The sequence below is a fragment of the Butyrivibrio sp. LB2008 genome, from assembly GCF_000621565.1.
GTDB lineage: Bacteria > Bacillota > Clostridia > Lachnospirales > Lachnospiraceae > Butyrivibrio.
On record NZ_JHXZ01000013.1, the window covers coordinates 160,446 to 175,689 of the forward strand.

Sequence of the window (15,244 nt, forward strand, 5' to 3'; positions counted from 1 at the left end):
CGCAAGAAATAATCTTATAAGATGCTTTACTTCTTTTGCCAAGCATAAATCCGCATGAATTCTCTGCCCTTTAATCAATTGCAGGTACTCTCTACACTTATATCACACTTACAGAAATTACACAATAATTAACTGTAGTGTAATATTATTTTACATATTTTGAAACGATTTATCAACTAAAAAATGAAAAAATTTTTTAACATTTCCTCTATCAAACCAAAAACTCGGATGGAACCTGTATGTTCACATCCGAGTCTATGATTTTTCTTATTATTTTTTTATATCAAAGATTTACATTAAACAGATTTCTGAGCTGGTTTACAACGTCATCACTGTTTGCCTTGATCTGAGCAGCTTCATTTATTCCTGAAAGTGTCTCAAGCTCTTTTACATTGTCATAGTTATAAGCAATGCTGTATACGGGAATCTTAAGTCCTCCTACAACATCAGTGATACGATTCAAAGAATATCCCGTGTTCTGAGCGCCGTCTGTAAGTACGAACAGCATGAGCTTTGCATTGGGAACTGTCTCTGCATAATCCTCAAGCATCTGCATACCTGTAAGTACAGCGTCATATGTCGCTGTTCCTCCGCCTGCAGAAAGATTTTTTACCTCTCCTGAGAAATATGCTCTCTGCTTGGAGTCAAACTGTGCGATCGGAAGATTAATAGTAACATTGTCCGAATAACTTACAAGTCCGATGTGATGATCCGAACTGATATATGTTGATGAGCTTATAAGTGACTGCTTAAGTGAATTGATAGGCTGTCCATCCATTGATCCGGATATATCAGCTACAAACACAGCCACAATAGGTCTTCCGCCGTTTTTATTCTTCTTCCAGACTTTCTGTGCCGCAATATAATCGGAACCTGACATTCCTGTATCCTGTGCAGCATAGTCATCGTCCTGGTTAAAGCCCTTCTCTGTTGCGAGCTTCTGCATATCAGCACTCTGACAGAATTCAACAAACATTCTTGCCGCTGCTTTTTCTTCATCTGTTGTCCACTCAAAAGTGTAAACAGGATGATCGTGTCTTATTCCTACAGGAGTGTAGATATAATTCTTAAGCTCAGGTGTGTTGGAATATGCCTGTTTCTCCATAACCATTGCATTTATGATTCCCTTAGCAGCCTGATTTCTGAGAACGGCTGTTGTATAGGCAACCGGAGGAGATGTCTTCTGGTATTCCATAAGTGCACTTGTTGCGGTATCTGAAAGAGGATCTGCCGCATCAAATGATGCAAGCATAGCGCAAAGTACATTAAGTCCTGTTGATGATGTATACGGATTGGTATATGCGAAATCGATGTCTCCCGCATTAGCTGCAGTAAGAACATTTCCTACGGTAACATCACCATATTTTTCTTTAAATGTATCGTAAACGTCTTTTTTAATGAGGATACCTGCAGTATTGCCGGCTATACGATCTGCAACCGTCTCTGTCTTGCATCCTGAAGCATCAAGCATCATTCCCCATGCAGCATTACTTGGAATAAACACTTCGGGCTGATATCCGCCTGCAGTGATATATGTAACGCCTTCGCCGGATGTGATCTTACGAACCGAAACGGTAACGCTTCTGCCGTCAATATCGTATCCTGCGCTGTTAAATTTCTGAGCAACTTCATTGAGCCAGTTATCCGGAGCCTCGGCTGAGAGCTCTGTTGCCGCTGCAATCTCAATATTGATCTCTCCATTTCCCGTTACTGTAATAGGAAATGTTTCGATATCCGCAAGCGTATCCGCCTCAGAAACATCCTCGGCATAGATATCCAAAGTCGGATTTGAATTGGTACTCACATCGACTTTCGTCATAAGCGATTTCAATTCTTTCTTGGCTTCTTCCTCTGTGAGCTTACTTACAGCTCCGTCAGAACGCACATTGTTGCATCCTGTGAGCGAAGCAGCAACCATAGTTGCTGCGAGCAGCGCTGATAAAACTTTCTTTTTCATGAATAGATTCCTCCCTCTTCTATCTGTGTAGTAAGAGCATTCTTATATACTTCAACCTCGTTTATGCCGCTTCCACTGTCGCCCTGTGAGTTGAGAAATTCAGTGACCGCAACAATAAACTCCTTTGTAGTCTTTAAAAGTCTGTTGTTATCTTCTGCACAATTCTTAGCTGTAAGTTCAACAACATCGAGATCGTTCTGTGTATTCGGACTTGATACCGTCATTATATTAAGAAGTTTTCTGACATTTCTGCAGATGTGCTGTTCAACACCGTCCAGCACTTCCTCTGTATCTCTGAGAGCATCCGCTCCGTTGCTGTCCAAAAGATTTTTTAACCTAAGCTGATAATCATCCATCTGAGCCATAGTCGCATCTACACTATTAAGGATGGTTCTCATCTCTTCTGCTTCAGCCGGATTAACCTGCGGTATTACGCTGAGCCACTTGTTGCCTTCTGCCGTAAGACTGTTTCTGATCTGAACGGGATCAAGATTGCCCTTCACCTTTAGTACAGGATCGGTGTGTGAACCGGCCGACTCGATCGCGATCTGCTTTCTGAGCTCCGCACCGGATAACATAAACAATACAACCATCACAATTGCCGCTACAAGAGCAATTATCAAAAGTATCGTAGTGATCGCTGCAACCACGCCATAGAATCTTATTCCCTCATATACAATAAGCGTATCTGATTGTTTCACCACTACCATCTTTATGACAAGTGTCAAAAAGAAAATGAGAACACTTATAATAAGTCTAAAAATATTCTTTTTGTGTTTTTTCATTAATCCGTCTTTATTCATTTCAGCTCCTTAGCTGCAGTCTCAAGATCCCTGCACCTTTTTATTATTTCTGCCATAAGCATCTGTTTATCCGATTCATCCAGCGCTTTAAGCGATACATTTATTGTATCCGCAACACCGGTCAATTGTCCATAAACACTATCGAGCAACATTATCTGCTGCATCACTACCTGCCTTGTCACACTGTCTGCGTCGTCAAGTTTGGACAAAGCATCGTTCATATCATCCTTCAACACATCTATTATGGATTTTAAAAATCGAAATCGTGGAACCAAAAGCCTAAGCTGCATATCATCTCCGGCTTCCGTACTCACGGATATTTTATTTAATATGTCCTGAAGCGAATTCTGTATCTTTGCTATTTCATCGGGATACTTTCGTATCTTTTCTGCAAGTCTGTTATCCATTCATTTTCCCCGGTAAATGCGCGCAAAAAAAGAGCCACTTTTATAAACTAACTTAAAAAGTGACCCCTTAAGTCTTATAATTCCGTCTGATACCGCACTTTTTAATGTTTCATGCATCATTGTTGCAGTGTCGAAATGTGTTCAAAACCCAGTATTAAAGCCAACACTAAACAAATTTATGTGTTTCTTTTTATCGCTTTTACAAACAAAATAATTAACCTTTACGAAACATTATATTCATTTTAAGTGCGATTTTCAATATTATTTTTTCTTAATATAGATCTTTAGGAATTGTCTTAAGATAATCCATGTATTTCGCTGTGATGATTTTTGCAATATGATGTCGATCAGAGTTTTTTTATCATACGGTATGCGTCTGCGTATGTTCCGTCAGAGTATTTCATATAATCAGGGAATGTACCGCACTTCTCGAATCCGAATTTCTCATACAGAGCAATCGCATTTTTATTTCCTGCAACAACCTCAAGTTCCGCCTGCTCGTAGCCGGCTTTCTTCGCAGCACCAAGAAGTGTCTCAAACATTGCTTTCCCGATTCCGCATCCGCAATATTCCTTATATAAAGCTATTGCAACATCGCATCTGTGCTTAAATCTATTAAACGGAGCAATACCTGTAAATGAACAGTTTCCGACATGCTTTCCGTCTATTGTTGCAACAAGCATAAGCTCTCGCTTGCCGGCCATCTTGCCTTCTATAAAATTCACTTCATCATCTTTGGTAATAGTGATCTCTTCAGGTTCTCTTATAAGGTAGGGTGTTTCTGCCGACGTAGTCTTCATATACTCTACCAGCGCTTCCGCATCCTCCGGTCTTGCGCTTCTTATTACTACTGTTCTGCCAAGTTTGTCATTAACAGATATTTCCTCAAATGTCATATACTGCCTCCGTCAAATTTTTTATCTGTTATCATATCACATTTTGCGGGGTACTTATAGCATCACTTATCCAGACACAAGTTGCTCACTGAATTCGTAAAGTCTCTTTGCAAGGTCCATATCTTTCGATCTTCGCGAGGAATTTGCTCCTGTCACTATTGCCAGTTTGTTGTCCATTCTCCCCATATCAACATCTACCTATTCTATCAAAATCTGATTGTACTAAGATTTGTTCCTGCGGCGAACTTCTCATACATATCGATTTTTCTTTTATACATTTCAACAACAAATTCTATTCTTTCTTCACTAACCTGAGAATCTTTATGATACATTTCTTTTATATATTCAGAACTCGGTAATTTCTGAACATCTACTAATTTCCTATTCTGAACATATTTAAGTAATTCCAACTCTTTTTCCTTAAATCCTTGTGCCTCTTGAGAAAGAACGAACTTATCAGTAACCGGCACTATGTCACGCCCAACCAGCATGCTTTTTCCACTATCATAAATCGGTGCCATGGAAATAAACTTAAGAGTATCAGCATCTCGCAAAACTGAAATATTTGTCAAATGTCTGTCCCGATTACTAAATATAAAATCAATCGAGATTTCAAATTCCAAGTATTCTCTTACTATATTTCTATCTAAGCCATTTTTATCGCATACATTTATCAGATGCTCATACCCCGAAATATTATTGGATCTAATTTCACTAGTCATTACCGCGTAAGCAGAAACAAGTTCTTTTTTCTGAGAAGTAAATAGTCCTGAAATGCATCCATAATCGTAATTTTTACCGTCAATATGAAGAAGGTCGTACTGAACAGCTTCTCTTCCCTGCTCCTTTATCGCTTCGCTTATGATAACCTCATTTATACTCTCACTGGAATAAATATCATGATTTCCCTTTACAAGCTTTCTTACACCGTTATCTATGATCCATGTTTTTTCTAAATTTCCCTGAAGAGAAGAATTTGGTTGATATTCATCGACTTCATTATCATTATAGTTTATTTTCCCAAGTAAAAGATTTTCCTTAAAATCATTATCAAACAGATTTACATTTTCCCATGTAAGACCTGAGCCTATAGGCCTTATCCAATAATAATCAGTAAGGCTAAGTCCTAAATTGTGTGTAAGGAATAACCCATTCGTTTCAATTCCATTATCCCTAAGCATCTTTTCAATCTTCCCCTGCTTTATAGGAATAGCGCGATCACGCCACCATTCTATAATTCCCTTGGGATTGATCCTATTCTGCAACGGTAAAAGAGCTATATTTTCTTTTTTTCCCAACTTAACAATATTTCCGTCTTCACCTATCTGAAGCATCATTATTTCTTCATTTTTTCGCATCAAGGTATACATAGCCATATTATTCACCGCCTAACAATTCGTTTTCATATTCATTTTCCAGTGACATCCACGCATAATCCGAAATGAAACTACTTGGTACATCCTTCTGCAAATCAAGTTTTTTTATAGTTCGAACACCATCAACAATATAATCAATCTCGTAATGATCATCGTTGGATAAGAGCAGCTTTCCTGAAATTCCATACTCATCGCTATGAGTAGTTTCAATTAAAGCCTCTCCTCTATCTCGATATATTGCTTCCGAAATTGCTCTATTTATAAATTCTCCCATTGTTTCACCCATCGCTTCTGCGTGAGCTTTAATGAAATCGAGGTTACCTTTCTCTGTACGAACTCTGATCTGATCGGTTGAATTCACATATCTTCTTGTTGCCTCTTTTTGTGCCTCTGTATAAATCGCACCCATCTTTTTTTCCTCCAAACAAAAATATAGATACACTATATTTACAAATATAGTGTATCTATATCAATCATAGATGTCAAATTCAAATCTTTTCCTTTGTTTGTATCTCTTTTATACAATTTCCTGAATCTTGCTCTCGAGTCTGGCTTTGGGTACTGCGCCCTTCTCATCACTGACAAGCTCGCCATTCTTGATGAAAGCAAAGTACGGAATACTCATAACTCCGTATTTCTGCGCAAGCTCAGGTTCTTCATCGACATTGATCTTGCCAACCTTTATCTTGCCATCATAATCCTTTGCAAGTTCATCAACTACAGGTCCCATCATCTTGCATGGGCCGCACCAATCCGCATAGAAATCGATAAATACCGGTATATCACTGTTCATAACTTCAGAATCAAAATTTTCTTTTGTAAATCTGTATTCCATTTTTTTCACCTTTACACCGACTCGCCGTCAGCGCCTTTCCTTTTACTTGCTTGATCTATTATTTTTATCAATCTTCTCTGCTATTGTAAGATAGCAATATCCCACAATCAGCAGAAAAATAAATAGTGCCAATATCCACCACGCACTTCCCATAAACGGAAGCTCATCGGTAAATCCGAATGCTCCTGCCGGGCTCCCCCAGTTCAGGAAAAAGTACGGATAATTATAGCCTTCAGAAAACTCCCATCCGTTGGCGTATGCAATCCCCGCATATATAGCGTATACAAGCGGAGGAATGATAACATAGAAGGCGTTTTTCTTTTTGATTCCCGCACCTGGCGCAACAACAAAGAAGTCTACTATTGATGCTATCGGAACCACAACGTGAGTGAGCACATTATGTACATTCCATGCATTTGCTCCGAGTGTAGGTGCAAGCACAAAGCAAAAGACAACGCCTGTAAGAGTTATGGCGACAGTACCTACATATTTAATGACGTAATGTACATTGCCGATATCTTTTCCTTGCGACATCTTGTAATAACCCACCGCACATATAATCGCTATCGCAATGTTTGACTGAGTCGTAAAATACATAAAGGTCTGAACGCCGTTCATGAATGAAGTCCCATCTCCGTAAGCACTTATAGCTGTGCCAACAAATGCTGATACAATGACTATGATCTTCAATATGAGACTTAGTTTTTTCTTTTTCTGTGGTATTGAATTCATGACGTATACCTCTTTCTAAAAAAGATTTCGCCGTTTGTGTTTTGCAACATTATATTGCACGCAATTTAATTTGTCAAGCATACCTCTCATATTATTTTTTATCTTATAGCTATCAGCAAAAAAGATCCTGAGAATAGTGTTCTCAAGACCTTTCTTCATTACATATTAAAAAGATTTTTCCACAGTAACCTTTATGTCATACGGTACAATCGCTCCTACTTCCTGCGCATATGCAGCGTAATTATTGAGTATTTTAACGATCGAACCAATTGAAATTGAGTCCTCCCATGCCTGTGTTTCAAAATCGTATCTATCATAAAATGTTATTTTCAGATTCCATTTTCCATCAACTTTTTTTCCTACAACTTCGTAGCTGACCTTATTATAGGAGAGGTGCAAGTCTGTTGTACTGTTTAAAGTTGTACTGCTCTTTATGCTCTTTTCCGATATATCAAGCCCTTCTACCTTTACTGTTCCTTCTTATTACCCTTGATAATTATTGCAGCTCCCACGCAGATGAACATACAACCTACTATTATTCCGCCGATCAATGACAACGGACTTATTTTCCCTGCAAGATATACCGATGTAGGTCCATCCGGGCCACCAATAATAGCATATCTGTGCGGTCTTTTTGAATAAAAAGTTATTGCTACCGTTGCCGTGCCTATGGCGACCGCAACAATTCCCCATATAATATTCGTTGCTTCAGCTGCAAGCTTTTTTAACAACGGTGCACTAAAATACACGCACACTCCTATCCCAAGTATAAAAGGGATAGCATAGATAATTGCAAAATACGGCGATGTACTGCCACCATACATAGCAGCATACTCCATCGCATGAAAATTACTTACCACAACAGCACACATCCATCCAAATAATAGTATTGCCATACCAACAAAAACATTAGAATACTTTTTCATATTATCCTCCACCTCTGTCAACAATACACTACCTTGTTTGAATATCTAATTGTAATAAATCCACGCTTTATTATAATATATCGTAGCTATAGACAAAACATTTTTTATTAATGGGAGATTGTATGGACGGAATGTTGTATGCAGTGGGCGTTGGTCCCGGAGACCCGGATCTGCTCACATTAAAAGCGGTCAAAGTATTGGAAAAAGCTGATATCATTGCTTGCCCCGCAAAAGAGAATAAACCGGGAATTGCATACACGATAGCCTCACAGGCTTGTCCGGCAATTTTATCAAAAGAAACTCTTACGCTCGATTTTCCGATGAGTAAAGGGAATCTGAACGATGCGCATAACAGCGCAGCAGATAAGATTATTGATGAATTAAGATCAGGGAAAAATGTGGTCTTCTTAACTCTTGGCGATCCCGGATTTTACTCGACTTTTTCCTATATCTCCGACAGGATAAAAAAATCCGGATATAACATTGAAATTATAAACGGGATTCCTTCTTTTTGTGCTGCTGCCGCAAAGATCGGATGCTCAATAGCAGAAGGTGAAGAACCTGTACTTATCACAACAGGTGAATATGTGCCATTTGCCGGAACTCTTATAATCATGAAAGCCGGAAGCAGGTTAAAAGAGCTGAAGGCTGAAATAAAGAATAGTGGGAAAGCTGCCTACCTTATTGAGAACTGCGGAATGCAGGGTGAGGCTGTCTATTATGATGTTGACTCTATTCCGGAAAAAGCAGGATATTTTTCGATCATAATTGTAAAGCCTTCACACAACTGATTTCATGAAGATTATTCCTGTTACTCCCACTTCTTCCACACATCAGGCTGATATCCAAGTGTAGACTGCTTTCCGTTTCTGACAACAGGTGTCTTGATAACATGCTGATTCTCAAGAATTTTTTCCATCTTATCTTCATCAGCGATATATTTTATCAATGCCAAAGTGTCTTTATCCTTGGCATCGGGATTTATCATATTCTCGACGCCGCCATTAGCCTGAGCAACAGATGTAAACTCTCCCTTGCTCATCCCCTTTTCTTTCATATCGATAAACTGATACTTGATGCCGCGCTCTTTGAAGAAGCGTTCCGCCTTCTTAGTATCATTGCATTTCTTCGTACCAAAAATCTGTATGTTCATTTCTTTTCCTTTCCTGCCTCGCATATATTTCTATACACGAGACAGGAATATAATAGCAATAAAATCTCAGATCATCAATTCCAGTGAATTGTATAATTTCCACCTTCTGAAGGAACCGTGTAGCTGTGATTGTTGCCGGATTCCCAAGTCACATTTCCGCTTTCATCCTTCATTATGGCCTTAAATTCGATATTTTTACCGATAGGAAGCTTTACAGAAAATGTCCACTTCGGATAATCGGGGCATGATGCCGGTCCGGCTGCAAAAGCAGGATCCCAATTTCCAAGTGCTTCGCAGTCTCCTGAAAGATATACACTCTGTCCCCAGTATGTTGTCGCATTCTTCATTTTGTAAATATCGCCGCCCGCCTCTGTGAGGAATCTGTTCCTGTCATGGTTATCGATAAATGTAACCATCTGATTGACATGGGCCTGCAGGCTGCTGACATGATAATCAGAAGAATAGACAATCCGGCGCTGATGATACAAAGCTATACCACGCTACCGGTGGTTATTGAGTAGCCGTTATTTCCCTGCGGTTAAAAAAATTTCCCGATAATTAACACCTGTTCAATAGTAATTTCTGCGGCGTTCCGATATCATAATCTCAGAACCGGTTACAATAGATTATTGGAGGGCACGAAGATGGATATAGGAAATACTATTAGAAAATATCGAAAAGAACTTGGATTTACGCAGGAAGAAATGGCAACGCGTCTCGGTGTTACTACACCCGCAGTCAACAAATGGGAAAACGGGAATACTCTTCCCGACATAAGCCTGCTTGCCCCGATCGCAAGGCTTCTTAGAATAACCACAGATGAACTCCTTGCGTATAAAGATGAACTGACGGATGACGAGATTAGTTTTTTTGTAAAAGATCTGAGTATGAAGATTTACGGCAACGCGCCTTTTGAAGACATGTTCAATCTTGCAAAAGAAAAAGTCGAGCAATATCCGAACTGTGAAAATCTCAAGTGGAAAGTAGCGATAACGCTCAATTCAGCTCTTATAATGAAGAGCATTCTCAATGAGGATAAGTATTGTGACACAATAGCTCTGTGGTATTCGCAGTTAATCAACGCCAAAGATCCGAAAATAAGAAAGACTGCGGCAGAATCTCTTTTCCACCTTAAAATGAGCAAAAAAGAATATGAGAAAGCACATGAATATCTTAAATACTTCTCTGACGAGAATCCCGATAAGAAGCTTTTCACCGCAAATATTCTCGCCAAAACAGGTAAGGATACCGAAGCTTATAGGACCTATGAGTCGTTGATGTTCGAGCAACTGAGCAGGCTACGGATGATCGTGGATGCTCTGCACGTATTCTGTCTGGAAAAAAATGATATGAAACTTGCGAAGCGTACTTCAGAGCTTAACTGTAACCTTGCGAAATGCTTTGACCTCGGTCCTTATCAGGAAAATGCATTCAAATTGCAGCTTGCCGCTCATGAAAAAGATGTTGATGCAACCGCGAAGATAATGAAAAAACTCATTGATAACACCGATACTATCCTTGATTATGCAAAGTCGGATTTCTTTTCACATGTTGAAACAGGAAATGTAGGCGACGAATTCTATGAAAATTTCAAAGCGAAACTTATAAAAAGATTTGTTGAAGACGAATGTTTTGATTACATGCATGATAATGACTATTGGAAGTCTTTGGCATAATTTTGGCAGAACAGAGAAGCGCATCTCTGTTCTGCTTTTTTAACACTAAATCCACTCCCAAATAGGAATGATGTCTGAGAATTATAATTTATTTTTTGTCACCCGTATATTGAACGGCAATTCTGTTCTCAGGGTGGACATCGGTTGAATACAGGACGATAAGGAATATCCATTCCAGTGGTTTCATTAAAAAGTAGACAATATCCGCTGACCACTTATGTCTGATAAGTTTGGCGACAGGGAAGCCGTATTTGTCATAGAAACCACGTATCAGCCTATGCGCACGGGGCGTTTTTTCTTGCAGGACTTCCTCGAAGGCATTGGCAATGCAGAGCTGTCTATTTACGATAACTTCGTGTCCATGCCGTATTCCTTTTCGGATTGGCTTAACTATTTTTCTATGTCCTCCTGCGGCAACTGTACATAGATAGTGCTCGTCAACATGCAGGTTGGGCGGGCTCTGCTTTGTTGATAATGCCCATTCACTTGTTTCTGTCCAGGCTTTTATGATAGAATCCGGCGCTTGTCCAAATAAAATGAGAATCATAATAAGTATTCCAAGAAGCGGGAACATTAATAAAAATGCCAGTACAGGCCATAGATCTGCCTTTCTCAATATTTTGTCAGCGACACGTAATATTTTGTTTTCCCGGATCTTGTCATTTGTTGTATTCTGTTCTTTCCAATCATGGATTTTTCTCAGTATGGTTCTTGCAGTGATGATGCCGCAACATACAGGCAAAGCAATAACAGAATAATCCAGAGGATCGTTATCTATTTTAGCTCCGACTATCTGTATCGTATAAACAATTAACTGGATCATTCCCAGATACATAGCAGAAATCGAAAGCACAACTACTAACGGTGGCATTTTTGTCAGCTCTTTACGCTGAAGCAGAACATATCCGGCAAAAGCAATTATAAAAATAACCGTGACTGTAAAAAGCGACTCTGTATAGATTGGCGAATGTCTTTCTGCATTTACAAGCTGTACATTCCAGTCTTCCCATGTAATCCATTTATACACCCCATATAGGCGAGCATATATAGCTCCGAAAATGAACACCAGTGCATCAATAGCCCAACTTTCATCGAATGGATTCTTTTTTAGCTCACGTATAAATAAAGCTATTTCCCATATTGTAAGAAATATTGGTATGGATAAAAGTAAAATCATAATAAACCTCAACCACTGTACGCGGTTATCTCAAAACATCCACAACTTCCCCAATGTACATATCATGCTCCGCATCCCCGTCATAGAAGCGCTTTACAATGTCAGGATGCATGTTCTTTGGATTAAGTCTCTGGCAAAAGAGCTTTTTGCAGACCAGAGTCACCTCTGCCTCCTCAAAAGTCATTGAGCCATTAACTTCTTTGGCAGTCAGCCCCGATGAATGCATCTTATCGATTTCTTTTCCTGATTTTGTTCCAAGTACTACAAGTGTATCCTTATACTTCTCAGGGTAGAAGCTGATCGTGAAATATTCGTTATTATCCATGAAATCATGAGTGTAACGGGGTGTCCTTACATAAACTGTAGCAACCGGCTTATTCCATAATGTTCCAAGACCGCCCCAACTAATCGTCATTGTATTAAAATTGTCCTTTTCCCCCGCTGTAAGAAGTGCCCACTTCTTATCAAACTGATCAAAAATATCTGTTGTAAATTCCATAACCTCTCTCCTTTTGTAACTACTGATTATTCTTCTAAATCTTTATATAAATAGCTATGTTTTCAAGTAGATTCCTCGGGAATCAAACATTCCAAGTCAATTCCACGCTTTTTAAGCATTTCTTTTTCATCACATAGCCGCTCATATACCGTAACATGCAATGCATTTAGTACATTTTCATCACCATGAAGCAACATAAACTTTATGGCATAAACATATAATTCCAACTCTTTATCAGATGAAGCCTGATTTCTTATAAGCTCAATAAACGGTTCATTTATTGCCTCTGATACAAAAAGATGAATCAGCATTTCACCATAGTCATCATAATGTTTCTTTAGTAACCTTATTCCCCCGGGCAAGATCCGTGATAAGATTTCAGCGCATTCCTCTTTATTTATCTTTTTCATCGTCATGTCTATCTCGGATTTTGCCAGATTTATTCTCTGCAAAACCTGATATTTCTTTAGCATGCTTTCATACTCACGGCGATCAAATATCCAATCTGTATCTACGAACCATGTAATACTTCCCTCAGTCTTATAATAGGGCAACGTATAATTCATTCGCCTTCTAAAAAGCTCTTCAGTCCAATGTTCGGAAATCCATTGGCGCCATTCATCGCTGTCTACATTTGCAAGAGCAATATTATCTCCGTACTTCTCCCAATCCTCATCGGAATATGCTTCAAGACAAAAGATTCCCATCCGTTTCTCTTCATCAAAACTCTCATTATCATGGTTGACATAACCAATTCTGTTCCAGTAGACATAATCGTCCTTCTTCTCTACTTCTGCCACAATAACAACACAAGAATAATCCGCATCATCTTCACACATTAACAACGGTACCGGTGCTTCATCCATTTCAAGTAGTTTCCACGTGAACAGAACATCGCCATACCAATCAAGCGCATAACTCCATGCAGGAATCAAGTTTGAAAACGGCCTTATAAAATTAATCTGCTTATCATTACTATCAGCAGTATATCGATCCAACCATTCTGACAAAGCACACCCATCAATAGCCGGTTCATACTCTACATATTCAGTTTTTTCATAGTTCTTTACTATTACATCAATATGATTCATATCCACATTAATCCGAAAGCAATCTTTCCACTGCTTCCACTGCTTTAACATAACGCTCCTGATATGTTCCGTTTATAACTATAAAATTCTTGCCGTGAGATGTGATAAGGTCTTTTATCTTATTGCTGTAGGTCTCCCTGTCATCGCGGATGACTTCGCTTCGGTCACCGTCTTGAACGAAAGCAACATCCGGCTCCAGGAACAGGATAAGATCATATTCATTGACAGCATCTATCGCATCTGAAAGTGCTTTGTTCCTGTCTATTTCCGGATCGTTCAGAAAACTCATATAAAACTGTGTTACCAGGGTGTCCGTATCTATAAACAAAACTTTATTGCTGTTATTTATGGCGTTGATTTCATTCAACTTATGCTGCAATAAGATCTCCGTGAAATCCTCCGAGAGCATTAACATGTCGGTTCCGCTTCGCTCTGAGATATCTCTTCCGGCTTCGTCAATATAGTTTGTATTGAATCTGTTTGCCAGGTTAATGGTAAGCGTTGATTTTCCGGTGCTCTCCCCTCCCATGAGGAGAACTTTTTTTACAAAATAAGGCTTTGCAACATTCGGGATCCAATCCCATCGCTTATACGGATTCTTCCTAATCTCTGTAGAACTTATATCATTCCGCGGGAAAAAATAGATCTCGCTTTCCGGATAGCACTTGTTCCAGAAGCTGTTTTCATCATAATCGTCTCCGCAAAAAACGATATCTATCGGCTTTCCGATCTGCTCCTTAACCTTCTTTGCATCGCTGTCCCAGTACTCTTCTGTATAATCAGCTTTTGTGGCAGCATCATCAAACAAAGTTATTATCTTTACATTTCCGATATGTTTTGTGAGCTGATAAAGCCATCTGTAGCGGACTCTGTAATTTATTTCGCCTCTGTTATTTCCTACGCTCAGAACTATATATAATTCACGGCACATGTTTGCAGCCTGTATAATGCAATCCACATGCCCCAAATGAAGCGGATTAAAGCTGCCACCGTACATACCAACGTTATACTGCATTCTTTTTGGCCTCCTTATACCAGCGAATAAACATGATAAAAGCGTTTATAAGATATATGCTCCACATGGCAAGAGTAGAAATAGATTCTCCTCCCTTCATAAAATCTACTGCCCACATAAACACGGTAACAATATCAACGACGATCCACAGAACCCACTGTTCCGTTAATCGTTTAATGGAAAGAACCTGTGCAACAACCGAAACAACCGTGCTCATGCTGTCAACATACGGCAAGTTTCCACCCATTCTTTTCAATATAGAACCATATATCACGATTGATACCGCAGTTATCGCATAGACAACAATACTCTTTGATAAGCTCAGGCGCTCCTTGATAACTTCGCCCGTCTCATCATTCATATACTTTTTCCATGCAATAAAGCCCACAAAATTCATCGGGAGGTAATAAATAAGATTCAGCATTACTTCCCCATAGTATTTTGCCCACAAAGCAACTATCGCGTACAAAATCGTATTTACAAGTCCAAAGATAAAAGAAGACCTTTTTCCTTTTCCTGTCAGAATAACACAACAAACGCCTGTGACAGCGGCCCAGAGGCTGACCGGAGAATCCTTCCAGTAAATTGACAATCCCAGGATTACCGCAGTCGCAAAAACAAGCCAAATAACATCAAACGGCTTCCATCCGCTAAGTTCGCTTTTTACAAATTTTTTAATGGCATCCATTTTTTATCTCCTT

18 protein-coding genes are annotated in these 15,244 nt (G+C 39.2%); 2 read left to right on the forward strand and 16 right to left on the reverse strand.

The window, feature by feature from the left end; translation table 11 throughout:
• Positions 1-283: 283 nt before the first annotated feature.
• The 9 genes from T356_RS0103615 to T356_RS18245 all read right to left on the reverse strand — a co-directional run bounded on the left by T356_RS0103615 (position 284) and on the right by T356_RS18245 (position 7,932).
• Entirely contained in the window at positions 284-1,957 is a 1,674-nt protein-coding gene (locus T356_RS0103615) for a vWA domain-containing protein (protein WP_026513321.1), read from the reverse strand.
• Positions 1,954-2,760, reverse strand: a complete 807-nt coding sequence (locus tag T356_RS0103620; RefSeq protein WP_026513322.1) for a hypothetical protein — start codon at positions 2,758-2,760, stop codon at positions 1,954-1,956. Before T356_RS0103620 ends, T356_RS0103615 begins: the two co-directional genes overlap by 4 nt.
• A complete protein-coding gene (locus tag T356_RS0103625) occupies positions 2,757-3,167 on the reverse strand; it encodes a hypothetical protein (protein WP_026513323.1) in 411 nt (136 codons plus the stop codon). Before T356_RS0103625 ends, T356_RS0103620 begins: the two co-directional genes overlap by 4 nt.
• Before the next feature lie 347 nt (positions 3,168-3,514).
• Positions 3,515-4,063, reverse strand: a complete 549-nt coding sequence (locus T356_RS0103630) for a GNAT family N-acetyltransferase (protein ID WP_026513324.1) — start codon at positions 4,061-4,063, stop codon at positions 3,515-3,517.
• Between the two features lie 206 nt (positions 4,064-4,269).
• A complete protein-coding gene (locus T356_RS0103640; RefSeq protein ID WP_026513325.1) occupies positions 4,270-5,439 on the reverse strand; it encodes a hypothetical protein in 1,170 nt (389 codons plus the stop codon).
• Position 5,440: 1 nt separating this feature from the next.
• A complete protein-coding gene (locus T356_RS21240; RefSeq protein ID WP_197020870.1) occupies positions 5,441-5,848 on the reverse strand; it encodes a hypothetical protein in 408 nt (135 codons plus the stop codon).
• Between the two features lie 108 nt (positions 5,849-5,956).
• Positions 5,957-6,274: a thioredoxin gene (gene trxA, locus T356_RS0103650; RefSeq protein ID WP_026513326.1), complete on the reverse strand. Its 318-nt coding sequence runs from the start codon at positions 6,272-6,274 to the stop codon at positions 5,957-5,959.
• A gap of 42 nt (positions 6,275-6,316) precedes the next feature.
• Positions 6,317-7,006, reverse strand: a complete 690-nt coding sequence (locus tag T356_RS0103655) for a Pr6Pr family membrane protein (protein WP_026513327.1) — start codon at positions 7,004-7,006, stop codon at positions 6,317-6,319.
• 467 nt (positions 7,007-7,473) lie between these two features.
• Positions 7,474-7,932, reverse strand: a complete 459-nt coding sequence (locus tag T356_RS18245; RefSeq protein ID WP_035780304.1) for a hypothetical protein — start codon at positions 7,930-7,932, stop codon at positions 7,474-7,476.
• 122 nt (positions 7,933-8,054) lie between these two features.
• On the opposite strand from T356_RS18245, the gene cobI reads away from it, so the two are divergent.
• Positions 8,055-8,723: a precorrin-2 C(20)-methyltransferase gene (cobI, locus tag T356_RS0103675; RefSeq protein ID WP_026513329.1), complete on the forward strand. Its 669-nt coding sequence runs from the start codon at positions 8,055-8,057 to the stop codon at positions 8,721-8,723.
• A gap of 20 nt (positions 8,724-8,743) precedes the next feature.
• On the opposite strand, the gene T356_RS0103680 is transcribed toward cobI, so the two are convergent.
• Positions 8,744-9,085, reverse strand: a complete 342-nt coding sequence (locus T356_RS0103680; protein WP_026513330.1) for an arsenate reductase family protein — start codon at positions 9,083-9,085, stop codon at positions 8,744-8,746.
• A gap of 74 nt (positions 9,086-9,159) precedes the next feature.
• On the reverse strand, positions 9,160-9,501 hold the full coding sequence (locus T356_RS0103685) for a CBM20 domain-containing protein (protein ID WP_026513331.1): 342 nt from the start codon (positions 9,499-9,501) through the stop codon (positions 9,160-9,162).
• 228 nt (positions 9,502-9,729) lie between these two features.
• Here T356_RS0103685 and T356_RS0103690 point away from each other — a divergent pair, with 228 nt between their 5' ends.
• Positions 9,730-10,761, forward strand: a complete 1,032-nt coding sequence (locus tag T356_RS0103690; protein ID WP_026513332.1) for a helix-turn-helix domain-containing protein — start codon at positions 9,730-9,732, stop codon at positions 10,759-10,761.
• An 88-nt stretch (positions 10,762-10,849) separates the two neighbouring features.
• Here the strand turns inward: T356_RS0103690 and T356_RS0103695 are convergent, their stop codons facing one another.
• The 5 genes from T356_RS0103695 to pnuC all read right to left on the reverse strand — a co-directional run bounded on the left by T356_RS0103695 (position 10,850) and on the right by pnuC (position 15,231).
• Entirely contained in the window at positions 10,850-11,938 is a 1,089-nt protein-coding gene (locus tag T356_RS0103695; RefSeq protein WP_035780305.1) for a DUF6688 domain-containing protein, read from the reverse strand.
• A gap of 25 nt (positions 11,939-11,963) precedes the next feature.
• The gene (locus T356_RS0103700) at positions 11,964-12,437 is read right to left on the reverse strand and encodes a flavin reductase (protein ID WP_026513334.1); all 474 of its coding nucleotides are present in this window, start codon (positions 12,435-12,437) and stop codon (positions 11,964-11,966) included.
• Positions 12,438-12,499: 62 nt separating this feature from the next.
• On the reverse strand, positions 12,500-13,579 hold the full coding sequence (locus T356_RS20130) for a hypothetical protein (RefSeq protein WP_051563121.1): 1,080 nt from the start codon (positions 13,577-13,579) through the stop codon (positions 12,500-12,502).
• On the reverse strand, positions 13,536-14,543 hold the full coding sequence (locus T356_RS0103710) for an AAA family ATPase (protein WP_035780308.1): 1,008 nt from the start codon (positions 14,541-14,543) through the stop codon (positions 13,536-13,538). Before T356_RS0103710 ends, T356_RS20130 begins: the two co-directional genes overlap by 44 nt.
• On the reverse strand, positions 14,533-15,231 hold the full coding sequence (pnuC, locus tag T356_RS0103715) for a nicotinamide riboside transporter PnuC (RefSeq protein WP_034468332.1): 699 nt from the start codon (positions 15,229-15,231) through the stop codon (positions 14,533-14,535). Before pnuC ends, T356_RS0103710 begins: the two co-directional genes overlap by 11 nt.
• Positions 15,232-15,244: the final 13 nt, after the last annotated feature.